Below are 22,502 nucleotides of genomic sequence, written 5' to 3'. Positions count from 1 at the left end.
TCAACTACTGCCAGCCGACACACCGCTCATTCTGAAACGACTTCTAAGGGCCAGCGGCCGGACGCGCCGCGTCGTTTCGTGAGCTGTCGCCGCGTACCGTTCCCGCAGGTAGTTGACGTTCGCAGCTGTCGGCGGATGTCGGGGTGTACCGGTCCGGGCCGCCGCCGCGGAGCACCCCAAGGAGCACCGCAGTCAGCTATCAGGTGTGGGAAGGCTGAGTCGTACATTCGCTTCGTCGGCTTGCTGCGGCTCCACAGGAACGTCGCGTGCCGTGGACGAATCTCGGTGCCCCTGCGGGGCGATCTGCCCTCGGTAGGCGTCTGAGCTGACAGTGATCGGACCAGTTGCTGACCCCTACCGTGTCAACGCAGATCAAAAAGTGCGCTGACCAGCTAGGGATTCCCCCCGCACCCCGCTTCGCGACGAGCCCGCGGCCCGCGGCCCGCTGAGGGAAGTTCTTGCCGGGGTGCGATCAGAACAGGCCGACGATCTCGGTCTCCTCGGCGGTGACCCAGGCGCCGGGGGCCGGTATCGGATCGTTCTGGTCGCGTACCGCGGTGTCCACCCGAGCGGCGCCGGTGTCCGGGTCGATGGCCCAGGCGGAGGTGTCGCCTTCCAGCAGGACGGTTCCGCCGGGGAGGTGGGTCAGGTCGGCGGTCCGCAGGCCCTCCCGGGAGAACCGCCAGCGCTCGGCACCGGTCCGGTCGTCGAGACCGACGAGCGTGACGGTCACCGGCACCGGCCAGGGCTCCGCCGGTGGATGTGCCCGCAGGGAGTCGTCGACGCCGCAAGCCATCCCGACCGTGGCGATGTCGGCGCTCGGCACCGGGTTCGGTGTCGCGAACAGGAGCATGCAGTCGTTCTGCAACGTGAACTCCCAGTGGTGGCGCCCGTGCGGGTCGTCGCCACTCACCGTGGTTTCGGAGTTGTCGACCGTGGTGACCGTGTGGTTGGTCATCGCGGCGTAGAGCCCCATGCCCCCTGGCACGGTGCCTACCCGTTCGCCGGTCATCGCGTCGAGCACGACCGTGCCCTGCGTGTCGGCGTTGTACATGGCGAATGCTACGAGCTGCCCGTCCGGGCTGGCCGCGAGTTCGGACCTGATGCCGCCGGCCGACCGGTAGTGCCAGCGTTCCTTGCCGGTGGCACCGTCCAGCGCGATCACCCCGTCCTCCACCCCCACGATGACCCCCGCTCCACCCCGCACCACCCCGTCAGCGGGCATCAGGTCGCCGACGGTCATGTCCTCCGGCGGGTGCCACACCCATCTCGTGGTGTCCGCGTCGGCGGGTACCGGGCCGGGCCGCACCGCACGCGCCGTGGTCGACTCGACACCCCGTGGCTCGGTCGACGCGATGTTCCCGGCCAGGACCACCGCGAGAATCGACGGCACCCACGCCAGGCAGAACCACGGATACGGCGTGCGCTCACGGCTGACGGCCTGACGCCTGCCGCCGACCCCGATCACCGCACCGACCACCGCACCGGCGAGCGGGAGGCAGGTCACCAGATCTCTGGTGTCCGAGTCGCAGACGGGAAGGCTGGGCTGGGTGCCGCACACGACCTCGCCGTTGACCGCCATGGCGATGCCGATCCAGAACATGACCGGCATGGCCAGCCACAACAGGCCGAGGGCCACGGTGTGGCCAGTCGGCCGGCCCTCTCCTCGTCCACCGGTCTCCTCGTCCACGGACACCCCCAGGTTGTTGTCACGGAAATGAGAGCACGCCCTGAGCGAGACATCACCCGGAAGGTTCCTCGAACGAAGGCAGCGTCCCGTCAGGAACGGGCCCTGCGTTGGCGGGCGGTGACCCTGGGGGCGATGAGGGCGTCTCCCTCGGCGGCGGCGTGGATGGCTTGGACCAACACGTCGGGTCCCGCGAGCAGGCTGGTTGCCTCGACGCCGTCGATGTGTGGATCGTGGCCAGTCCGATCGGATGATGTTCGGATCGTCGGCGATGATGGTGCCGATGGTCATGTGCGGGCCTCTCGCCTCGGGATCACCGCGTGGACCGTCAGCCGTGGTCGGGGCCCGGGCCCGGGGTTCGCCCGAGCAGCGTCACGTGCTCAGCCAGGTACACCGACCACCAGGTCGAGCGGGTGTTCCTGCCCACCTACGGATCCTGGCTGAACTGGATCGAAGCCGAGTTCGCCGCCCTGCGCTACTTCGCCCTCAACGGCACCGACCACCAAAGCCACAGCGAACAGAACGCCGAGACGTACGCGCCGCCCCCGCCTCGCGCGATGGGACCAGCCCCACCACACAGACGGGAGTCCGCTCCACTGTGTGGGTCTCCTCAGGCGGCTGGGATATGCACATGAAGATAACCGCGATGTCCCGTCCGCTACGACGGCGCAGCACGCTGCTCGCCACCGTCCTGCTGGCCTCAGGCCTACCGGTCGCCACGGCCGTACCGGCAGGGGCGGTCCAGCTCGCCCCGGTCCGGTTCACGCTCCCCATGCCGACCGGCCGGCAGCGTGTCGGCACCACGTCACTGCATCTCGTCGACACGTCCCGCCCCGATCCCTGGGTGCCCGACCGGCCCGTCCGGGAACTCATGATCCAGCTCTGGTACCCGGCCGCCGCGATTCACGGCTATCCGCCCGCGCCGTGGCTGACGCCCGCGGCGGCACGCGCCTATGAACAGGCGAACGGCCTTCCCGTCTTCACCTGGCCGATCACCGCGGCACGTCTCGACGCGCCGGTGCGCCGGCATGGCGGCAGGCGGCCGGTGGTGCTCTACTCCCACGGCCTGGGTGGCCACCGCGGCGACGCCACCGCCCTGGTCCAGGACCTGGCCAGCCACGGCTACGTCGTGGTCACGATCGACCACATCCACGACGCCGGCGTCGTCGAACTGCCCGACGGACACGTGGAGACCGGCGCCATCCCCGACCTCGCCGAGGACAACGAGATCGAGTTGACCTCCAGGGCGGTCCGGGCCCGTGTCGCCGACACCCGCTTCGTGCTCGACCAACTCGCCGCGATCAACCACGGGGAGAACCCCGACCACGAACACCGGTCCCTGCCCTGCGGCCTACGTGGCGCGCTCGACCTCGACCGGGTGGGCATGTTCGGCCACTCCGACGGTGGCACCACAACCGCGCACGCCATGCACACCGACTTCCGCATCACCACCGGGATCAACCTGGCCGGAACCCTCTGGACACCGGAGGCGGCGGCGGGCTCGCACCGACCGCTCCTCCAGTTCGGAAAGCAGGACCTGGATCCCCTCCAGGCCACCACATGGGCGGCATTCCGGACCAACCATCACGGTCCGACACTCCAACTACACCTCGCGGGCTCGACCCACGCCAGCTTCGAAGACTTCGCCGTCCTGGTGCGGCAGGCCGCACCCCAGCTCGGGCTCACCCCGGACCAGATCACCGAGGTGGTCGGCACCATCGGCGGCCAACGCGCAGTCGGCGTCGTGCCCGCGTACGTCGACGCCTACTTCGACAGGTACCTGCGCCACGACAACAGCCATTTGCTCGACGGACCATCAGCGCGCTACCCCGAGATCCGGTTCGTGCTGTGAACACCGGGTGCCCAGCCGGCCCTACTCGGGGGTGAAGTACCGGTAGACCGCCATCGGATCCACGCCGAGCGCGGCGCCGGCTGGCGCATGGAGAACTTGTCTCGTCCGATGTCGTCGACGAGCGCCAGGGCCATGGCGGCGATGTACTCGCGGTTCAGCGTCGGTCTGGTCGGCGCGACCGGCCGCGCTCGGCGCGGTCGTTGCTCGGCCACGGGCTCAGAAGCTCGCTCAGGCCGTGGGAACGGCTCGCCGAAAGCGGCGGTCTCGTCAGCGCGGCATCTCCCGGAAATGGAACCCCGCGGCCACTGTGGTCACGGTCGTCCTGCTGCTTCTCTCGTGCCGGCGGGAGTTGGTAGGTCAGCTTGGCGGTTTCTGGACCATCGTGGCGGCAGCACGTGGCGCAGCCCGGGGCTTTCGATCGCCACGATCACGGCCAGCAGTGCCGCGTAGAGCAGCTGGGTGGAGTAGTCGGGGATGGCGGTGACGGCGACGATCTGTGCGAGCAGCGCCACCGACAGGGTCCCGGCCAGCAGACCGGTCGGGGTGCCGCGACCGCCTGCCAGCGAGACGCCGCCGAGTAGCGCGCCGACGGCGGCGAGAATCAGCGGCTGCAGTCCGGGATCCGGGTTGGCCGACGCGAAGCTGTAGCTGAGCAGCGCGCCCCCGAGTCCGGCCAGCGTGCCCGATGCGGTGAAGAGCCCGACGAGCCGCCGTTCGACGCCGACGCCGGCGACGCGGCTGGCCCGGCGGTCGCCGCCGATGGCGCGCAGCTCACGGCCCAGCCTCGTGAATCCGAGCAGGAGTGCGGCCGAGAGGAAGGCCGCGAGGGTCAGCAGGCTCCTCGGGGAGAAGATTCCGGCGATCGTCTGGTCGACCCACAGTGTCGCGTCGCCGTTGGGATAGGTGGTGCTCAACCCGCCCGAGATCGCGTAGGTCAGCCCGAGGAGAGCGATGTAGGTCGCGAGGGTGACCGGCATGGACGGGATGCGTAGCCAGGCGATCAGTCCGCCCTGCGACATCCCCACGGCGGCGCCGGCGACCATGGCGACCAGGACGCCCAGGACCGGCGAGGTCTGGCCGAACTCCACGGCGAGCATGCCGCCCAACGCGTAGGTGCCCACGACCGACAGGTCGAACTCGCCAGCGATCATCGTGATGCCTATCGCGAGGGCCAGCAGGCCGAGCTGCGCGAAGCCCTGGAGCGCGTTGTAGAGATCGAACAGCGCCAGTGGTTTGCCGCTCACCAGGGGCGTGCACAGGAAGGCCACCAGGACGAGCCCGAGTGAGACCGTCGGCATGAGCCGGTCCGGTCGTGACAGTCGACTTCGGATCATCGCCGGCTCCTCGTGGTGCGGACGTGCACGGTGATGACGACGGCCAGCACGAGAACTCCCTTCGCGAGGATCTGCACCCCTGTTGAGAACCCGCGCAGCAGCAACACGTCGGAGATGGCGGAGATGAGCAGTGCGCCGCCCAGGGTTCGCAGGGCGGAGCCGTGGCCGCCGGCGATGGCCGTACCTCCCACGAGCACCGCGGCGATGGCGTCGAGCGTGAGGGTGCCGCCGAGTGTGACGGTCGCGGACGTGTTGAACGACGCCAGGAAGATGCCCGTCATCGCGACACACGCCCCGAAGAACGCCCAGGCCAGCACCGTCACCCGGCCCACGGGCAACCCGGCGGCGGTCGCCGCCGGCCGGTTCTCCCCGATCAGGTAGAGCTGCCGGCCGGCCGTCGTGCGGCTCAGCACCCACTGGGCCACCGCGGCGGTCACCAGCAGCACGTACACCGACAGCGGCAGGCCGAGGGGGGTCGAGTTGAGGACCTCGAACGCACTCGTCCTCGGGTAGACCGGGGTGCCGCCGCTGAACCAGGTGGCACCCCCGCCGATCGCGAACCCGGCCGCGATGGTGAGCACGATCGGGTTCGCGTTCCAGTAACCGACGACCGCTCCCTGCAACGCGGTGACCGCGACACCGGCCGCGACGGCGACCAGCGTCGCGGTCCCCAGGCCGAGATGCTGCGTGGCCAGGAACAGCATGGCCACGACGGTCGCGGTCTGGGCAGTGGCCAGTGACACCACGGACCCGGCGATCATCACGAGCGTCGCGCCGATTGCCGTGATGCCCACGAACGCGGTCGAGGCGAGGATCGCCCGCACGTTGTCGACCGTCGCGAACCGGGGGGCCGTCACGGCCAGCGCGACGAGCACCAGCAGCAGGACCGCGAGTCCCGCGGCGAACGCGGTCGGCCGCCGGCCCGCCGACGACGGGGACGGGTGCGGTCCCGCGCCCTGCACTGGTGGGGCGGTCGCCGTCCCACGACCGTTGTCAGTGCTCATGTCCCGTCCGCCTCATGGGTCATGTCGCGCATCAGCAGCGCGCCGTCGACTTCACCCTCGTACCGGCCGACCACCTGCCCGTCCCGCATGGTGATGATCACGTCGCCCAGCTCGAGCAGTTCGTCGAGCTCGGTGGACGCGAAGATCACGACGAGGCCGCGGTCAGCGGCCTCGCGGAGCAGCCGGTGGATCTCCGCACGCCCGCCGACGTCCACCCCGCGGGTGGGCTCGTCCAGCAGGAGAACATGGACGTCGTCGCGGCCGAGGCAACGGCCGACGAAGACCTTCTGCTGGTTCCCCCCGCTCAGTGCCAGCACCTCGGCGTCGAGCCGGTACTCGGGCAGCCCCGACCGCTGCGCCAGTGACAGGGCGGCGCGGCGTTCCCGGCGCGGCCGGACGACCCCGGCGCGCGCGAGGCCGGGCAGGCGGGTGGCGAGGAGGTTCCGTTCGACCGACATGCCGAGGAAGAGCCCCTCGGACTTCCGGTCGTTGGACACGAAGGCGATACCGGCGCGCGCGGCTCGCGCCGGGTGGCGAAGAGGAACTCGTCGGTCGTTCAGCTCGACGGTGCCGGTCGCCTGCGGCTGCAACCCGGCGAGCGCGCGCAGGGCGTCGGAGGCGCCGCTGCCGAGCTGTCCGGCCAGCGCGTGGACACGGCCGGCGGTCGCGGTGAGCGTGAAGTCCACCAGCCGACCCGGCACGTGCAGGTGCTCGATCCGCATGGCGCGGCCGTCGCCCCGGTCGGGACCGCGCGTGCCCGACAGCCGGTGCGGTGCCGACCCGAGCATCCGCACGATCAGCTCGTCGACGGTCAGGTCCTCGGTCGGGATCGTGGCGACGCTGCGGCCGTCCCGCAGCACGGTCACCGAGGCACACAGTTCCAGCACCTCGGACAGCCGGTGGGACACGAAGATGACCGAGCAGCCCATTCCGGCGACCCGCCGGATCGCGGCGAACACGTGCTCGGTCTCGGCATCGCTGAGGGTCGCCGTCGGCTCGTCGAGGATCACCAGACGCGCGTCCTGACTGAGCGCCTTCGCGATCTCCACGAGTTGGCGCTCCCCGATGCCGAGTGCCGCGAGCGGCTGGTCCGGGTCGATGTGCGCCAGACCCATGTCGTCGAGGATCCGCCGGCACCGTGCGGCAGCGGCACGCCTGCGGTTGACGAACGGTGCGGTGACGTCCCCGAGGAGCATGTTCTCCAGGACGGTCAGCGCCGGCACGACGCTCAGCTCCTGGTCGACGAGCGCGACGCCCATCCGCTGGGCGGCCCGCCGGCTGTTCGGTTCCACCACCGCACCCTCGACGACGACGCGCCCACCGTCCGGCGCGAGCTGCCCGGACAGCATCTTCACCACGGTGCTCTTGCCGGCGCCGTTGTGACCGCACAGGGCGTGGATCTCGCCCGCTCCGACCGTGAACGAGACGTCTCGCACGGCGGGCACCCCGTTGAAACTTCGGGCCAGCCCCTCGACGCGGAGGAAGGCGTCGAGGGGCCCGCCGGTCGCCGGTGCGCTCACGCGTGGCTGCACTGCTCGGCGAACTGGTCCACGTTCGCGGCGGTCACGCGCTCCTCCTTGACCGTCTCGGTCCTCGGCGGGTTCTCGCCGCCCAGGAACCGCTGCACGTAGTCCGCGGACTGTTCGGCGATCGTGCCGGGGTCCTCGGTGGCCGTGCCGTACAGCTCGCCCGCCTTGATGGCGTCGATCCCCGCCTTGAAGCAGTTGCTGCTGGTGACGACCAGACCGTTCTTGCCGCCGACCGGGAAGCCGGCCTGCTTGGCGGCCTGGACGATCGGCAGGGCCATGTAGTCCGCCATGCCGTACGCCGCCTGCACGCCGTCCCGGCCGTACTTGGCCAGGAGCTGCTGGGCGATGTCGCCGGACAGCTTCGGATCCCAGTTGGCGTCCCGTTCCTCGACGACCTGGTACTGCGGGGCTGTCGCCATCACCCGGTCGAAGCCCTTCATGCGGTGCTGGGTGACGAGCATGGACTTCGTGCCGGTGAGGACGATGACCTTGCCGGAGTCGCGGCCCTGGGCTTCCAGGCCTTCGATGATGTTCTGGGCGGCGAACTCGCCGAGCTTCTCGTTGTCCGACAGCACCGCCATGACGTCGTCGGCCACCGACGGGTCGGGCGGACCGTCGACGGCCAGCACCGGGATCCCGGCGGTCCTGGCCTTCTTGATCGGCACGGCCATCGCCTGCGTGTCCAGGATGGACACCACGACGAGGTCCGGTCGCTGCGCGATCGCCTGGTTGAACTTCTGCACCTGCGTGCCCGGATCCATCGTGGTCATGTCGGTGATCTCGACCCCGGTAGGCTCCAGCCGCTCGGTGAACACCTTGTTGAAGTACGCGCCCCAAGGGTTGGTGCTGCCGTAGCCGACCAGGGCGATCGTCTTGCCCTGCAACGAAGAGGAGTCACCATCCGGTGACGAGGAGCTACCGGTGTTGTCGGCACAGGCGGTGGTCAGCAGGGCCAGCCCGAGGGCGCCGGTGAGTAGTGCGTGACGAAGCGAGCCGATACCGAACATGCGCTCTCCCTTGAGCTAGCTACTGACTAAGCGCATAGTCATTCGGTACGGTTCTGGTGTCAAGGCTCAGTTCGAATCCGACGCAGAGGACGATGCACAGATGGCTCGACGGCAAGCTCGCTTCACGGTGCGGGACATGGCGGACAATCCCTGGCTGTCCGACCACTCCGCCGACCTGTGGGACGAGGCGCTCGGCGACGTGCCGCGCGGGCTGCTGTCCTCCGCCGTGCGGTGCTTCGCTTCGAACGGTTTCCACGCGACCACCACCCGCGACATCTGCCAAGGCGTCGAGCTCACCCCCGGCGCGCTCTACGTGCACTTCCCGTCGAAGGAGCTGGTCCTGTTCGAGATCATCCGGACCGGCCACGAAAGGGCGTTGACCTACATTCGCAGCACGCCCGACCTGACCACGGCGAACCCGGCGGACCGGCTGCGCGCGATCGTGGCGCGGCACGTCGAGTGGCACGCCCGTCACCACGTGGCGGCACGGGTCTGCCAGTACGAGTTGGCCGCGCTCGCCCCGCAGCACTACGACGAGGTTCTCGAGCTGCGCCATCAGACCAACAGGTTCTTCCGCGACGCGGTCGCCCGCGGCGTCGCCGACGGCTCGTTCGCCCAGATCGACGTCAAACGCGTCACGCGCGCGATCCTGTCGCTGAGCATCGACCTGGTTCGCTGGTACCAGCTGGAGGGCTCGGACTCACCGGAGCAGCTCGGCGAGTTCTACGCCGACCTCGCGCTGACGTTGGTCACCCACGGCGGCACCCGTCCCGGAGCACGCACCGATAATCGCTGACCGTGCGTTCGGTTCAGAGCTCGGCCCACTCGGCCAGTTCCCGTTCCGGGTCGACGACGGGCTGGATGACGATCTCGTCGATGCCGGACCTCTCGAGCGCCGCGATGCGCCGGGTGAGCTCGTCCCTGGTTCCGACGAGGCCGAGCTTGTCGACCAGGGAGGGCACGACGAGGTCGCGGTCCTCGGCGGCGATCCGGCCGAGGTAGTTGGTGTAGAGGCTGAAGTGCCGGTCCTCCGCCGTGGCGGTGGTACCCCGCCGGTCCAGAAGGCGCCGGACCGCGTCCTGTTCCTCGTCGGTCAGGGCTTCGGCGAAAGCGGGGTTGTCGGCCGCGAAGGTCAGCAGTGCCATCGCGACGTGTCCCATCGAGTCCCTGGCCAGGTCGCTGTCCCGGGCTTCGCCGTCCGCGAGGACGTGCAGGGAGGTCATGACGTAGGAATCGGACCGGTGTGCGTGCCCGGCGTGCTTGGCGGCGGTCTCGCGGGTGGTGGTGAAGGCCGACCAGGCGTCGGGGTCGAGCAGACCGAAGGAGATGGTGCCCGCGCCTCGACGGCCGGCGATCTCAGCCGCCTTGAGACCGAAAGCGGCTACCACGAACTCCACCGGATCCTCGGTGTTCACGTATGGCCCGAGGTGCAGGAACCGCACGTCCCGGACGCGTTCGCCTTCCCGGTACTCGGTGGTGCCGCCAGCGACCAGCTCCTGGAGCTGTCGGGTGAAGCGGTCCAGCTCGGCCATCCTCGCCGGTTTCATCCCCAGTGTGCGCCGCGCGGTGTTCCCGGTTCCGACACCGCAGATGATCCGTCCCGGCGCGAGCGCGTTGAGGCTCGCGACGGCCGCCGCGGCGGCCGGAGCCGCCCGCAGGAACGGTGAGGTCACCCCGATCCCGAGTTTGATACGGCTGGTGGCCTTGGCGCACAGGGCGAGGCCGACGAAGGGATCACCGTTGACCATGGGGGTGTCGTAGACCCAGAAGCTGGTGAACCCGAGCTTCTCGGCCCGCACGGCGAGTTCCTCGACTCCGGGCCGCGCGGTCACGACCACGCCTTTCCGCATGAGGCTCTCCTCGTCGTTGAGTTCTGAGAGATACTAAGCGCATAGTTACTGACGTCTGCTGAGACGTCAAGGCACGGCTGTCGACACTCGAGGGGGCTGGGGATGGCGAGAAGGAGAGGGCCGCGACGTGGCGGCGTCCCGGCGGTCACACCGCCCAGGAACGGTTCCGAGCGCCTGTGGGACGACGACCTCGCCGACGTGGCCAAGGCGCTGCTGAGCTCGGCCGTGGAGTGTTTCGCCGTCAAGGGTTTCCACGGCACGACCACGCGGGACATCACGACAACGATCGGACTCACCCCCGGTGCGCTGTACGTCCACTTCAGCTCGAAGGAAGAGGTGCTGTTCGAGGTGGTGCGAAGCGGGCACACCCGGGTCCTGGAAGAGCTTCGGTCCGCGCCCTCCACAGGGAACGCCGACGGACGACTGCGCTGGCTGGTGGCGCGGTTCGTCACCTGGCACGCCACCCACCACACGGTGGGCAGGATCTGCCAGTACGAGCTCAGCCCGCTGGAGCCGGAGCACTACGCGCACGTTCTGGAACTGCGGGGTCGGATCAACGACGTGTTCCGGAACGCCGTGCACCGGAGGGTGGACGCCCACCGTTTCGCCGACCAGGACGTGAACCGGGTGGCACGCGCGATCCTGTCGCTCGGCGTCGATCTCGTGCGCTGGTACCGGCTCGACGGCGAGGACTCCCCGAGTCGGCTCGGTGAGTTCTACGCCGACCTCGCCATTCGCATGACCGCCAGCCCGCGGACCGTCACGGTCCGCTGATCGCACCAGGTCGGTTCCGCCTGCTCGGCCATCGTGGTTGACAACCGCTCCTCGCTTGTTGACTATGCGCTTAGTAAGTGCCGCTTGCTCAGGGACGAAGGTGTCACCGGATGCTGGGTCTGATGCAGGATCGCCCGTTGTCGCTGCCGATGCTCATCGGCCGGGTGGAGCAGATGTTCCCTCACAAGCGGATCATCAGCGCGGCCGTGGCCGGGGAGACCACCGCGAGCTGGGGAGAGGTGTGCGGGCGTGCTCGCGCGCTGGCCGAGGTGCTCGAGCGGCTCGACGTGCCCGAAGAGGCGCGGGTGGGCACCTTCGTCTGGAACAACCAGCGACATGTCGAGCTGTACCTGGCGGTGCCGTGCACCGGCCGGGTACTGCACACCATCAACCACCGGTTGTTCAGCGAGCAGATCCGCTACATCGTTAATGACGCGGCCGACGACGTCCTGTTCGTCGACCGGTCCATCCTGGACACGATCTGGCCGATGGTGGACGAGTTCCCCACGGTCCGCCACATCATCGTGCTGGACGACGGCGACCAGACACCCATACCGGACGACCCGCGGGTACTGGACTACGAGGAGCTGCTCGCCCAGGCGCGGCCGAGACGCGAGGACTTCGTCGTCGGGGACGAGTACCGCGCCGCCGCGCTGTGCTACACCTCAGGCACCACGGGGAACCCGAAGGGTGTGCTCTACAGCCATCGCTCGATCGTGCTGCACGCGTTGCTGCTGACGATGACCGACACGTTCGCACTCGGCGAGCGAGACGTGGTGATGCCGATCGTGCCGATGTTCCACGTCAACGCCTGGGGACTGCCGTACGCGGCGATGGTCTGCGGGGCGGACCTCGTGCTGCCCGGGCCGATGACGATCCCGCACGCTCTGGCGTCCCAGATGGCGCGGCACCGGGTGACCTTCAGCGGTGCGGTGGCCACGATCTGGCGTGGCCTGCTGCCTCTGCTGGAGGAGTACGACCTGTCGGCCCTGCGGCAGCTCGTGTGCGGCGGCGGCGCGGTCGACGAGGCACTGTCCGAGGCGTACCAACGAATTCTCGGGGTGCCGATGACCAACGCCTGGGGGATGACCGAAACCAGTCCGGTGGTGACGGTCTCGCGGGTGGCCACCGCGCACGACCACCTCACGTCCGACCAGCAGCGGAGACTGGTCGGCACACCCGGGCCGGCGGTCCCGCTCACCCAACTGCGGATCGTCGACGGCACCGGCGCAGAACTGCCGTGGGACGGCGCCACACCGGGCGAGCTGCAAGCAGCGGGAGCCACCATCGCCTCGGCGTACTTCGGTGCCCAGCCGGCACCGGAAGCGTTCACCGCGGACGGGTGGCTGCGCACCGGGGACGTCGCCACCATCGATCGCCACGGCTACGTGCGTATCGTCGACCGCTCGAAGGACCTCGTGAAGTCCGGTGGTGAGTGGATCTCCTCGGTCGACCTGGAGAACGCGATCATGGCGCACCCATCCGTAGTGGAAGCGGCCATCGTCGGTGTCGACGATCCGAAGTGGGGTGAACGCCCCCTCGCCTATGTCGTGCCACGACCGGGAGAACAGGTGTCCGGGGACGACATCCGCGAACACCTCCGGGGCCGGGTGGCCCAGTGGTGGATCCCGGAGAGGGTCGAGTTCATCGGCGAGATCCCCAAGACCGCGACCGGGAAGTTCTCCAAACAGACCCTGCGTGCCCGCAACCACGAGCACCCCGGTCCCCGGGCGGACTAGAAACCGACACGAAGGAGCGATGCTCAATGGCGATCCAGCCGCGTCTCATCGTCACCGGCCGCGAGGCCGACGGCACCTCGGTGTTCGTCACCGACGAACCGGGTAAGCCCGTCGTCGTCGGAGCCATTCCCGGCTCGGAGTTCTACCTGATGTGGGGCACCGAGGATGGCACAGCGACCGTCGGCACGACACCACAGCAGCCGAAGCTGTTCCCCTTCTTCCCGGGCGCGGGCGGCACCAGGGTGCTGTTCCTCCGTTGGGCTCCGGAGTCCTCGGCGCCCGAGCAACTCGCCGACCCCGACGAGCTCGCCGCCGAGGCCGAGGAGAAACTCCCGGGCCTCATGGGAGTGTTCGAGCCGGACAGTCCCGGCATGCACACCACGGACACGGTTGACTACGGCATCTGCCTGGAAGGCGAACTCCACCTCGAACTCGACAACGGCGAGGAGGTCAGGCTCACCCCCGGGGCCTGCGTCGTGCAACGAGGAACCCGCCATGCCTGGCACAACCGCAGTGACAAGCCCGCACTCATGTGTTACATCCTCGTCGGCGCCGAACGAGTTTCCTGACACAGCGCGTCGCACAGACGTGCGGACGTGGCGGATCCAGGAGGCGCGGTGCGCGCCAGGAAGACGGCGACGGAGGCGCGGGCGTAGGCGAGCGTGGTCAGGCCCGCCGAGGAGCTCTGCGCGCAGACGAGCACGGCCAGCCCGACCAGGCGAGTTGGTCCCCGGCGACCGACAGCAGGTCCGCGGCCCAGAGCGCACGGAACCCGCGAACGCCGAGCACCTCGCGAAACCCAGCTCGACGACCCATCGCCGGCCTCGCTCGTTCCCTGACTCGAACAGGCCGTACACCGGAACCCCATGGGCGGCGCGGCGGGGGGAACAGGGGCCTGACGCTTGTCTACCTGAATGGCCCAACCCGATCACCGAGGTGAAGACCCGCTGGCCGAGGGCCGGGAGCGAACCTCATTGCAACCGGGCGGCGACGGGAGGCGTGGGTTGGGACATGACCCTGCGCAGACCCGCCGGTCTCCTGGCCGGTGCCGCCCTCGTGTCCACGCTGCTGGCGGGGCCGCTCGTCTCGGCCGAGCCCTCCGGCGCCGCTCCGGACCGGACCGTGGAACTCACGACGATCACCCTTCTCACCGGCGACGAGGTTCGCCTGCGCGGCGGCCGCGTGGCCGGCGTGCGGATGGCCCCCGGCCGGGAGAACCAGTCCGTCTGGCAGTACGAGATGGCCGGCCACCAGTACGTGGTGCCCGCTGACGCCGCGCCGCTCGTCGCGGCGGGACGGGTCGACCGTCGCCTCTTCGACGTCACCGAGCTCGTCCGGCAGGGGCTCGACGACCACGCGAGCCAGATCGTGCCGCTCATCGTCGAGGGCGCGCCGCACGGGCGATCGGTGGCGCCGGGGTTGAGCGTCGTCGACGCGGACAAGGACGGCACGGCCTGGCGCCGGCTGTCCACCGCGCGGGGAGCCGGCACGATCCACCTCAACGGGCGGGTTCTGCCCGCTCTCGAGGAGAGCGTGCCGCAGGTCGGCGCGCCTACCGCCTGGGCATCGGGATTCCGCGGCGACGGCGTGACCGTGGCCGTGCTCGACTCCGGGTACGACGCCACCCACCCCGACCTGCGCGGCGTCGTCGACTTGGCGGAGAACTTCACCGAAGAAGGCTCTGCCACGACCGACACCGTCGGGCACGGCACCCACGTGGCCAGCACGATCGCCGGGCGCGGGGGTCAGCACACCGGGGTCGCGCCGGGGGCGCGCCTGCTCGTCGGCAAGGTGCTCGGCGAGTTCGGCGGCACGGAGGCCAACCTCATCCGGGGCATGCACTGGGCTGTCGAGCACGGCGCCGACGTGGTCAACCTCAGCCTGGGCTCCGGGCCGGGAGACGGCACGGACCTGGTGTCGCGAACCCTGAACGAGCTGTCCGCGTCCAGCGGCACCCTGTTCGTCGTCGCGGCCGGGAACTCCGGCGCCCCGAGCACTGTGACCGCGCCCGGCACCGCGGACCGGGCCCTGACCGTGGGCAGCGTCACCAAGGACGACACGCCCTCGGTGTTCTCCAGCCGGGGCCCGCGACAGGGTGACTACGGCCTGAAGCCGGAGATCAGCGCGCCCGGCTCCGACATCGTGGCCGCCCGGGCGCAGGGTACGAACCCCGCCGACTCCGTCGACGAGCGCTACGTCCGCATGTCCGGGACGTCGATGGCCGCCCCGCACGTGGCCGGTGCCGCCGCGGTCCTGGCCGGTCAACACCCGGAGTGGACCGGTGAGCAGATCAAGAGCGCGCTGGTCGGCTCGACGCACCGCCTCCCCGGTGTCGACACCCACACCCAGGGCGCCGGGCGACTCGACCTCGCCCGCGGGGTCGCCCAGCGCGTGCGTACCGAGGGCCTGCTCGGGTTCGGCCGGCTGGGGACCGACACCGCACCGGCTGTCGAGCGCACGGTCACCTTCGTCAACGACGGCCCGGCACCGGTGACGCTGGACCTCGCGCTGGAGCTGACCGGTGCCGGAGCGCACCGGTTCACCCTGGATCGCCCGCGGGTCGAAATACCGGCCCGGTCGAGCGTCGCCGTCGCGGTCACCGCCGAGGTGCCCGCCGAGCCGCTCGGCGAGGTCTCCGGCGCGTTGGTCGCGACCGGCGACGGTGTCGAGCTGACCACGCCACTCACCGCCCACCTGCCGGGGCAGACGCACACGCTGACCGTGCGGGTGCGCTCCGGGGACGACGAACCGGAGCGGTCGATGGTGCTGGTCCAGAACGAGGCGACCGGCGAGGTCCGGGATGCCTTCCTCGACGGCGACACCGCCACCTTCGTCGTGCCCACCGGGCACTACCGGGTTCTGGGCCGGACACAGGACACCGACACGTCCACCGACACCCTCTACGTCCTGCCGACCCGGGTCGCCGGGGACACCGAGCTGGTCGTGGACACCACCGTGGGCAGGCCGGTCACGAGCTCGATCGACGATCCGCAGGCGCGTGTCGAGATGGCCGGGGGGCACGCGGTCTCCTCGGCGGTGAACGGGAAGTCGGCCTCGATGATCCGACCCGGCAAGGTCACTCACCGGGCCACGCTGAAAGTGCTCCCGAGCCCGCCGATGGACGGTGTGGCGCTGCACCACTTCAGCTACTGGACCCACCCGTTCGCCACGGTGACGGTCCAGGGGCCGGGAGGCTTCGAGCTGGAGTCGACCTACGTCTCCTCCTACCCACGGTTCACCGGTTCGCTCACCGCCGACGTGGTCCAGGTGGGCCACGCCGACCGGGCGGCGATCGACGCCGCGGGCGACGTCCGGGGGAAGATCGCGTTGATCGCTCCGGTGGACTGGGACGACCCGCAGGAGCCGCCGGGAGAGCAGCTGCGGGAGGGCATCGAGCTGCTCGCCGAACGCGGGGCGAAGCTCGTGCTGTCGTTCTTCAACCCCCAGTGGGACCTGTCGACGCAGGGACCGCTCGCCCTCCCGGTCGTGATGACGTTCGACTGGCGTGACGTCCAGCAGATGCAGGAGCTGGCGCCGATACGGGCGAACGTGATCGGGCGGGCGAACAGCCCGGCGGACTACTTCCTCGCCGACGCCGTGCACGGAGGGATCCCCGCCGGTCACGCGTTCGACTTCCACCGCCGCGACCTCGGGAGGATCGACCGGACCCTGGTCGACACCCAGCCCCACGGCACTTACCGGTACATGCCGGCGACCTTCACCCTCGGCGGCTTCCAGGCCAACGCGGACGTGGAGGTGGCCTGGCCGGCTCGGCGCACCGAGCACGTGAGTCCGGGGGTGAGCCTGACCATGTACGGCTCGACCGCGTTCGACGAGCAGGGCCGAGGGGCGGCGGAGTTCGTGCTGCCGGTGACCCTCGAACCGGGCGAACGGCGTCGCTCCCGCGTCTTCGGCGCGCCGTTCGGTCCCGAGCTGACCACGCCGCACACCAGCCAGCAGGACGGCCGGCCGATGCCGTGGGCCTATCGCCAGCGCGACCGGCTCACGCTGTCCGTTCCGATGTTCGCTGACAGCGACCCGGGCAACGCCGGCGACTTCGACCCGACGAGCACCGGGAGCACGGTGGTGCGTTCGGCGGGGCGGGAACTCGGCCGGCGGGACGACGTCGGCGGGCTCGGCACCTTCGACCTGCCGGCGGGGCCCGGCCGGTTCGAGGTCGAGGCCACCGCCTCCCGGCCGGCGGCCGGGATGGACCCGGCGCTGTCCACCCGCACGAGTGCCGTCTGGACCTTCCATGCACCCGGCGGCACCGCCGAGCGGGTCGCGCTACCGCTGTTGGACGTGCGGTTCGACCTCCCGCTGGACGATCACAACCGGGCACCCGCGGGAGAGCGGCTACGAGGCGCGGTGACCGCTGTCCGCCAGCCGGGCGCGGGTGCCGCGGGGGTCCGTTCGATTGCCGTCGAGGTCTCCTACGACGAGGGCAAAACGTGGCGGAAAGCCACTGTGGACGGTGCTCGGGTGGTTGTCCCACCGGGGGGTGCGGCGGGCGGGTTCGCGTCCCTGCGCGCCGTGGCCACCGACCGGGACGGCAACGAGGTGACCGAGACCGTGATCCGCGCCTACGCCCTGCGCTGAGAACCGCCGCCGCCCCGGGGTCATCCCGCCGTCCACGACCTGCGTCCGGGTCGGGGCGAGCGACCCCCGGGGCGGCCGGCGATCCCCCCACGATGACAGCTTCGAGGAAGTAGAAGCGCTGCGCCCGCGTGCTGCGGCGAAGTATCCACCAGCCATGTGGTCCCTGTTCCGTCTGCTCGACCGCCGGGACGAGGACAGAGAATGCCTCGCCCTGCTACGCGAACTCACCGACATGGGAGACCCGATCGCACTGTGGTGGCTGGTGAAGGACTGGGAGACACCGGTGCCGACCAGGAGGCCGGGCAACTGCTGCGCTTCCACGCCGAACGCCGCGACGACGGCGCCCCGGGTGACCCCAGCGCGATGTGGGGCCTGGCCGACTGGCTGGTGAGGTACAACCGGATCGCGGGGGCAGTTCACTGGTACGTCCTCAGCGCTGAACACGGGGCGCAGGGGATGGGCCAGTTGGTGGACACGCTGGGCGAACTGGGCTGCCTCGACGCTGCCGAGCCCACACTACGGGCCCGAGCCGCGAAGGGGAGCGGCTTGGCCAGAAGCAAGCTGGTCGAACTACTCGAACTGCTTGGACACCACGACGAAGCCGCGGCGGTACTGCGGCAGTCGCTAAGGGACGATGATTCATACCCCCTACCCGGCCGCACTTCCGCACCACCAACGATGTCCCGCCTCGTGGATGCGCTGCGGCAAGCCGGCGAAACCCAGGAGGCGACACAGATCGCGAAGTACGGGATCGAGCCCGGCGGTGCGACAGTCCAGCCGTGGGAGCTGCCCACACCCCGATAGCGTCTCGCGCCGCCCATCGCCGAACGTGATCGTCCGACGCCACGGCACGCCCACACCCCTGACAGGCTGCCCGACAACCGAGCTCGCCGAGGTCGCACGGGCGTGTCGCGCGAACGCGCTGTTCGACGCGCATGCCGACAACCCGTGTTCAGTCAAAGGCTCCTGGCGCACGAGGCCCGTGCCGTCGGGGAGGCGATGGCCGACCACACTGCGCCGTGCGACAACCTGGCCACGGTGAGGCGCGGACGCGCTCTACCGGCACCGCCGCCAGGTCGAGAGGGTGTCCGCCTGGTTGGCCATCGCCGAGCGGGAGGGGTCGTTGTGGTCAGAAAGGACGAAGGAGAAACTCGGGAGAGTCGAGTGAACCTGTGGCGTCCCCAACCGTCATGACAGGAAGTCAATCGACCCACCATCCAGGGAATTCTCGATATTCGCAGGTAAAACAAGTGCAGGAACGATGCTGGGGGTCAAGGGGTCGCAGGTTCAAATCCTGTCAGGCCGACGGTCGCCTAGAAGCCGTTTGAACTGGCTGTTTCGGCAGCTCAGGGGGCTTCTGTCGTGTGCGTGGAATTGATCTCGCCAAGATCGTCTCCCGGCGCCCGTTGGGACCATTTAGGGACCATGAAGTCAGATTGTCCGCAACTGTCCGCGCCGAGGTGCCCGTAGATGTTGGGACAGCAGCTGGCCGGTGACGGACTGCCGGTCTGGGTGCAGGTAGCGCTGGGTGGTGCTCAGTGACCCGTGCCCGGCGATCATCACAGGATGGGACACGTGGCGCCTTGAACTCCGAAGGACGGAGTGGCCGGCCTCACCCAGGACGCGGCGGACCGGGCGGGCGGCACGTGTACCGGTTCCTCGCCGAACAGGTGGGCACTTCTGGCACCACTCGCACCCGGCGTCCTACCAGCAGCTCCGGCGCGGGCCGTTAGGCGCTCCTGATCGAACCGCAACTCCTACCGCCGGTACGGACCTCACCTCACGGCAGCTGCTCCTCGGCAGCGGCCGGTACGACGTGGTGTTCACCGGGCCGCCGGGCACGGTTCGACTCGCCATCACCCGCGACGACAACGCCGCGGGCGAGGCCACCGCCGGCCTGGTGCTCTCCCCGGACGGCACCGGCGACGTCAGACCGGTGGCGGAAGGACCTGGGCTCGACCCGATCGGCCAGGGCACGCCCACGGCCACCACCATCGGACCGGACAGCCGGTTCGACCGCCAGTTCATCCTGTTGCTCTGGGAGGCCTTCCTTTCTACGACGGAGAGTTCGGGCAACGCTCAACGATCAACGGCAGCGTGTACCCCACAGGCCGGACCCTCGGATCGCCACGGGGCCGTGGCGACGTCACCATCCTCAACTGCGCATTCGGAAGACCATTCGATCACCTGCATGGTCACCACAGCTCGTACACAGCCGCGACGGACGCGCCACCGGAAGTCCCTGGTGGACGGACACGCTCAACACCCTCGGATAACGCTACGAGGCGCCTTCCGAGTCGACAGTCCAGGCTTGTGGATGGACCACTGCCACAGCTTCGAACACATCGCCGACGGCAGGACCATGCACCCCGCCTACCAGGGATGGAAGGCCGTGCCGGGTCGGGCGGGCTACCGGAAACCGACCCGAACAAGTATCTTCCCACATGCGAGCCGGTCGGTATTTCACATAACCTGGCTCTGGATAGAAAGGACAGTTCTACTCGGACAGTGACGGGAGCAACTGCCGTTCTGGATAGCCCATTTGGCGGATTGTCCATGAAGAACTCATCGATGACAGTAACGTCGTTACTGTCAGGTCGCGTGGTCGTGGGAACACGCGCAGCCGCCTCGGGGGTTCCTCGACAATGCTTCGCGCTTCGGTGCGTGGTCCTCGCCCACGCGCCCGATCACTCCTGCGCCGTTCGTCGGTCGCGCTGCTCGTGTTGTCGTTGGTCGGCGGGGTCGTGGTGGCGGCGTTTTCGCCGGCGCCGCCCACGTCGGTCCGGGCGGTGACCGAGGCGCCCGACGAGGCGTCGGCGTCGCTGGCGGCCCGGGTGCAGGGGCGCAGGGTCGAGGCGGTGAACCTCCGTTCGGAGACCTCGACGACCTATGCGAACCCGGATGGTTCGTGGACGTTGGACCAGTCGCTTGGTCCGGTTCGCGTTCGCCGGGACGGCGGGTGGGTCTCGGTGGACGCGTCGCTCGCGAGAACGGGGGCGGGCACCTTCGCGACCCGTGCCACGACCGCGACCGTTGAGGTGTCCGGCGGCGGGCGGACACCGTTGGTCAGGATGACCGACGGCGCGCCTGGTAGCGGCAGTCCTCATGTCGAAGTGCGGAATGCGGTCGGCGCGCGCATCGATTCTTATGAGAACTCGGTGACTCGGAAGTCCATCGGAAACCACACTACGATCGAATATGACCTGCCGTGATCAACTACACTGAAATTGCCGAGCTGCGGTCATTCTACTTCGAAGACAGCTGGGTCCTGGACATTTCGGCTCGCCCAGCAATACTCACAATTCATCTTGACGTCGTATTGCTTCCGGAGCATCCGGACTACCAGGCTCCGCTGCGTGGAGAGAGCCATTGTTATCGTCGCGGCGAGCTTCGTTTCGAAAAAGTTTCTACCCTCAATTGGATCGGACAAGGGCTCCCTCCAGCCCGAGACGCGTCCGGTGAAACCGATTATGGAAACATCGATTCATTCGACTCTCGCAATAACGTATATCTTCTCAAGGGAAATTTCGGTGAGATCGAGGTGAGAGCCGATTCCGTATATTTAAAGCTGTGTCCAGCGCAAGGCTAGGGCGCGTCCTCAAAACCCTCGAACGCGGTCTTGGCGCCCAGGTCGCCGCTGGCGGCGATGTCGGACAAGCCGAGTACAACCCCGGTACGAGGCCCGCCCTCCGCCTCGTCAGCAACGATCTGGATCACGACGCCCATCGACCGGGACTGTACGGACGCGCCCGGTGTACTATTTCGAGTAGCAACACGCCGGAACAGGGCCTGCTGACCTGGCCCACCAGTTATATGAGGACCAAGGACGCTGGATCTCGGCGGGTGCGCTTCGCCCCAACGTGGACCTCTACAGCGCCGAGGGCTCGGCAGGCTTGTCGTCCGGTCGGCCGGAGCGGGCGTATCGCGTGTTCACAATCTTAGTGTCAGAGGGAACCCACACGTACTACGTCTCGGCGGGAACCGAGCGGCTACTCGTCCACAATGACGCTGACGGATGCACGCTGGAAAACTCGGGGCATCACGACCCGTACGGCGGACCGAACCCCTACAACCCGAAAAAAGCGGTCTTGCCTGCTGACGCCGAGGAGCAGTTCGCGAATAGTGTCCTGCCGAAGGCGCCCACTGGACCGAAATAGGTAGCGGAAGAAAGGGCTGTGTACTATCGTTACTTCTCGACGATAATGGTAACTGGAACTGGAGTGGAAGCACGAACGGTGTCGCAAAGAACGGAACTCCAGTACCGATCGAGATGCAATTTGTTTCTATCCAGGTCGGAAGGATGAAATAGTAAGATTTCTGAGCGACGATGGTCAGTTCGGTTTCGTAGTGTCACCGTCGCCAGGCTCGGACATGTATCGTTTGCAGCTTGTCGTGGCTGGTGAGTTGGTAGGTGATGACGAGCCGTGCTTCGTATATACGGCGATGCGGAAGTTGGGGGATCTTGTTCAAGTGGAGGATGGTCGGCTGGGGCGGCAACCTCGTGATCCGGCATCGGCGTTTGCTGCGACCAAGTCGGACGACGAGATCAACGACGGGTCGCTTCTGGGAAACGCGGAGTCCTTCGACGAGTGGCTGGTCCGTGGGTTCGTGTACGAGGGAGCGGTGACCATTGTGACGGGAAGGGACCCATGGAGTAGAGACCTGGTGGAAAGCTCGCTCGTGATGTCAACCGTTCCTCTGGGCCAGTACCGAGAATTGTACGATGCTGCGTACAGTTACTGGATGAAGACCCAGCGTGCCGGCTGAGCATGGCCGCGCGCAGCCACGCTGTGCTGACGCTAAACAACAAGCCTGAGGATGACATCACCGGTGCTCTGATCCACTCCTCTAAGATTGTCGCACTGAGTGGAGCCTCCGGTTCTTGGGGAGGTTGGGCGGAACGAGATGCTGGAGTCGCTGCATTTCAAGGTATGCCTGACCGCTGGGGTTCGAGCACGCGGAAAGAGGAATTCGGGCCTTTTCTGGAGACTGCTGAGGCACTTGACGGTTATATGAAGCTAAATTTCAAAGGGATATCGCGTGTCGCCTGAATATGCAGCTAGGTTTATCAAAGATTACTCCCTTAGAACGTGTTTGAGATCTTGGTCGGCGTGGCTGGTTGATCTT

Annotated in this window: 17 protein-coding genes; 10 read left to right on the top strand and 7 right to left on the bottom strand. The window is 68.5% G+C overall.

Annotation, left to right across the window (positions count from 1 at the left end; translation table 11 throughout):
* Nucleotides 1-472: 472 nt before the first annotated feature.
* Nucleotides 473-1,690 carry an outer membrane protein assembly factor BamB family protein gene (locus BU204_RS35665; RefSeq protein ID WP_143229984.1) on the bottom strand — a complete coding sequence of 406 codons (1,218 nt, stop codon included), beginning with the start codon at nucleotides 1,688-1,690 and terminating at the stop codon, nucleotides 473-475.
* A gap of 628 nt (nucleotides 1,691-2,318) precedes the next feature.
* On the opposite strand from BU204_RS35665, the gene BU204_RS35655 reads away from it, so the two are divergent.
* Nucleotides 2,319-3,539 (top strand): alpha/beta hydrolase family protein, encoded by a 1,221-nt coding sequence (locus BU204_RS35655; protein ID WP_233161010.1) that lies wholly within the window; start codon nucleotides 2,319-2,321, stop codon nucleotides 3,537-3,539.
* 311 nt (nucleotides 3,540-3,850) lie between these two features.
* Here the strand turns inward: BU204_RS35655 and BU204_RS35650 are convergent, their stop codons facing one another.
* Genes BU204_RS35650 through BU204_RS35635 form a run of 4 tightly spaced genes read right to left on the bottom strand, consistent with a single transcriptional unit; the run spans nucleotide 3,851 to nucleotide 8,413 of the window.
* A complete protein-coding gene (locus BU204_RS35650) occupies nucleotides 3,851-4,873 on the bottom strand; it encodes an ABC transporter permease (RefSeq protein ID WP_083661932.1) in 1,023 nt (340 codons plus the stop codon).
* Nucleotides 4,870-5,877 carry an ABC transporter permease gene (locus BU204_RS35645; protein WP_083661931.1) on the bottom strand — a complete coding sequence of 336 codons (1,008 nt, stop codon included), beginning with the start codon at nucleotides 5,875-5,877 and terminating at the stop codon, nucleotides 4,870-4,872. Before BU204_RS35645 ends, BU204_RS35650 begins: the two co-directional genes overlap by 4 nt.
* Entirely contained in the window at nucleotides 5,874-7,397 is a 1,524-nt protein-coding gene (locus BU204_RS40455) for a sugar ABC transporter ATP-binding protein (RefSeq protein ID WP_075130225.1), read from the bottom strand. Before BU204_RS40455 ends, BU204_RS35645 begins: the two co-directional genes overlap by 4 nt.
* Nucleotides 7,394-8,413, bottom strand: coding sequence for a sugar ABC transporter substrate-binding protein (locus tag BU204_RS35635; RefSeq protein WP_075130224.1), 1,020 nt, complete (start codon nucleotides 8,411-8,413; stop codon nucleotides 7,394-7,396). The genes BU204_RS40455 and BU204_RS35635 overlap by 4 nt, the downstream gene beginning before the upstream one ends.
* A 136-nt stretch (nucleotides 8,414-8,549) precedes the next feature.
* On the opposite strand from BU204_RS35635, the gene BU204_RS35630 reads away from it, so the two are divergent.
* On the top strand, nucleotides 8,550-9,209 hold the full coding sequence (locus tag BU204_RS35630) for a TetR/AcrR family transcriptional regulator (RefSeq protein ID WP_075130232.1): 660 nt from the start codon (nucleotides 8,550-8,552) through the stop codon (nucleotides 9,207-9,209).
* A 13-nt stretch (nucleotides 9,210-9,222) separates the two neighbouring features.
* Here BU204_RS35630 and BU204_RS35625 read toward each other — a convergent pair whose 3' ends face one another.
* Nucleotides 9,223-10,263 carry an LLM class flavin-dependent oxidoreductase gene (locus tag BU204_RS35625; protein ID WP_075130223.1) on the bottom strand — a complete coding sequence of 347 codons (1,041 nt, stop codon included), beginning with the start codon at nucleotides 10,261-10,263 and terminating at the stop codon, nucleotides 9,223-9,225.
* 102 nt (nucleotides 10,264-10,365) lie between these two features.
* Between BU204_RS35625 and BU204_RS35620 the strand changes: the two genes are divergently transcribed.
* The 7 genes from BU204_RS35620 to BU204_RS35590 all read left to right on the top strand — a co-directional run bounded on the left by BU204_RS35620 (nucleotide 10,366) and on the right by BU204_RS35590 (nucleotide 20,964).
* Nucleotides 10,366-11,037 carry a TetR/AcrR family transcriptional regulator gene (locus BU204_RS35620; RefSeq protein ID WP_075130222.1) on the top strand — a complete coding sequence of 224 codons (672 nt, stop codon included), beginning with the start codon at nucleotides 10,366-10,368 and terminating at the stop codon, nucleotides 11,035-11,037.
* 110 nt (nucleotides 11,038-11,147) lie between these two features.
* Complete coding sequence (locus tag BU204_RS35615) at nucleotides 11,148-12,776, top strand: long-chain fatty acid--CoA ligase (RefSeq protein ID WP_075130221.1); 1,629 nt, start codon at nucleotides 11,148-11,150, stop codon at nucleotides 12,774-12,776.
* 26 nt (nucleotides 12,777-12,802) lie between these two features.
* Nucleotides 12,803-13,345, top strand: a complete 543-nt coding sequence (locus tag BU204_RS35610; protein ID WP_075130220.1) for a cupin domain-containing protein — start codon at nucleotides 12,803-12,805, stop codon at nucleotides 13,343-13,345.
* Nucleotides 13,346-13,787: 442 nt separating this feature from the next.
* A complete protein-coding gene (locus BU204_RS35605; RefSeq protein WP_075130219.1) occupies nucleotides 13,788-17,375 on the top strand; it encodes a S8 family serine peptidase in 3,588 nt (1,195 codons plus the stop codon).
* 255 nt (nucleotides 17,376-17,630) lie between these two features.
* Complete coding sequence (locus tag BU204_RS35600) at nucleotides 17,631-18,179, top strand: tetratricopeptide repeat protein (RefSeq protein ID WP_143229983.1); 549 nt, start codon at nucleotides 17,631-17,633, stop codon at nucleotides 18,177-18,179.
* Between the two features lie 1,985 nt (nucleotides 18,180-20,164).
* Nucleotides 20,165-20,587, top strand: coding sequence for a hypothetical protein (locus BU204_RS35595; RefSeq protein ID WP_143229982.1), 423 nt, complete (start codon nucleotides 20,165-20,167; stop codon nucleotides 20,585-20,587).
* The gene (locus BU204_RS35590; protein ID WP_083661928.1) at nucleotides 20,584-20,964 is read left to right on the top strand and encodes a hypothetical protein; all 381 of its coding nucleotides are present in this window, start codon (nucleotides 20,584-20,586) and stop codon (nucleotides 20,962-20,964) included. The genes BU204_RS35595 and BU204_RS35590 overlap by 4 nt, the downstream gene beginning before the upstream one ends.
* On the opposite strand, the gene BU204_RS40450 is transcribed toward BU204_RS35590, so the two are convergent.
* On the bottom strand, nucleotides 20,961-21,101 hold the full coding sequence (locus BU204_RS40450; protein ID WP_158073562.1) for a hypothetical protein: 141 nt from the start codon (nucleotides 21,099-21,101) through the stop codon (nucleotides 20,961-20,963). The genes BU204_RS35590 and BU204_RS40450 overlap by 4 nt on opposite strands.
* A gap of 666 nt (nucleotides 21,102-21,767) precedes the next feature.
* Here BU204_RS40450 and BU204_RS35585 point away from each other — a divergent pair.
* A complete protein-coding gene (locus tag BU204_RS35585; protein ID WP_158073561.1) occupies nucleotides 21,768-22,142 on the top strand; it encodes a hypothetical protein in 375 nt (124 codons plus the stop codon).
* Nucleotides 22,143-22,502 lie beyond the last annotated feature (360 nt).

Source organism: Actinophytocola xanthii, assembly GCF_001921205.1.
Classification (GTDB): Bacteria; Actinomycetota; Actinomycetes; order Mycobacteriales; family Pseudonocardiaceae; genus Actinophytocola; species Actinophytocola xanthii.
Note: the sequence above shows the minus strand (reverse complement) of the source record. Positions and strands in the feature narration are given on the sequence as shown.

Bases quoted from the DNA above. Each gene is read 5' to 3' on its own strand.
- BU204_RS35650 (WP_083661932.1), bottom strand. From the start codon at position 4,873: ATGATCCGAAGTCGACTGTCACGACCGGACCGGCTCATGCCGACGGTC.
- BU204_RS35605 (WP_075130219.1), top strand. From the start codon at position 13,788: ATGACCCTGCGCAGACCCGCCGGTCTCCTGGCCGGTGCCGCCCTCGTG.
- BU204_RS35630 (WP_075130232.1), top strand. From the start codon at position 8,550: ATGGCGGACAATCCCTGGCTGTCCGACCACTCCGCCGACCTGTGGGAC.
- BU204_RS35635 (WP_075130224.1), bottom strand. From the start codon at position 8,413: ATGTTCGGTATCGGCTCGCTTCGTCACGCACTACTCACCGGCGCCCTC.
- BU204_RS35620 (WP_075130222.1), top strand. From the start codon at position 10,366: ATGGCGAGAAGGAGAGGGCCGCGACGTGGCGGCGTCCCGGCGGTCACA.
- BU204_RS40450 (WP_158073562.1), bottom strand. From the start codon at position 21,101: ATGGGCGTCGTGATCCAGATCGTTGCTGACGAGGCGGAGGGCGGGCCT.
- BU204_RS35655 (WP_233161010.1), top strand. From the start codon at position 2,319: ATGAAGATAACCGCGATGTCCCGTCCGCTACGACGGCGCAGCACGCTG.
- BU204_RS35645 (WP_083661931.1), bottom strand. From the start codon at position 5,877: ATGAGCACTGACAACGGTCGTGGGACGGCGACCGCCCCACCAGTGCAG.
- BU204_RS35625 (WP_075130223.1), bottom strand. From the start codon at position 10,263: ATGCGGAAAGGCGTGGTCGTGACCGCGCGGCCCGGAGTCGAGGAACTC.
- BU204_RS35610 (WP_075130220.1), top strand. From the start codon at position 12,803: ATGGCGATCCAGCCGCGTCTCATCGTCACCGGCCGCGAGGCCGACGGC.
- BU204_RS35615 (WP_075130221.1), top strand. From the start codon at position 11,148: ATGCTGGGTCTGATGCAGGATCGCCCGTTGTCGCTGCCGATGCTCATC.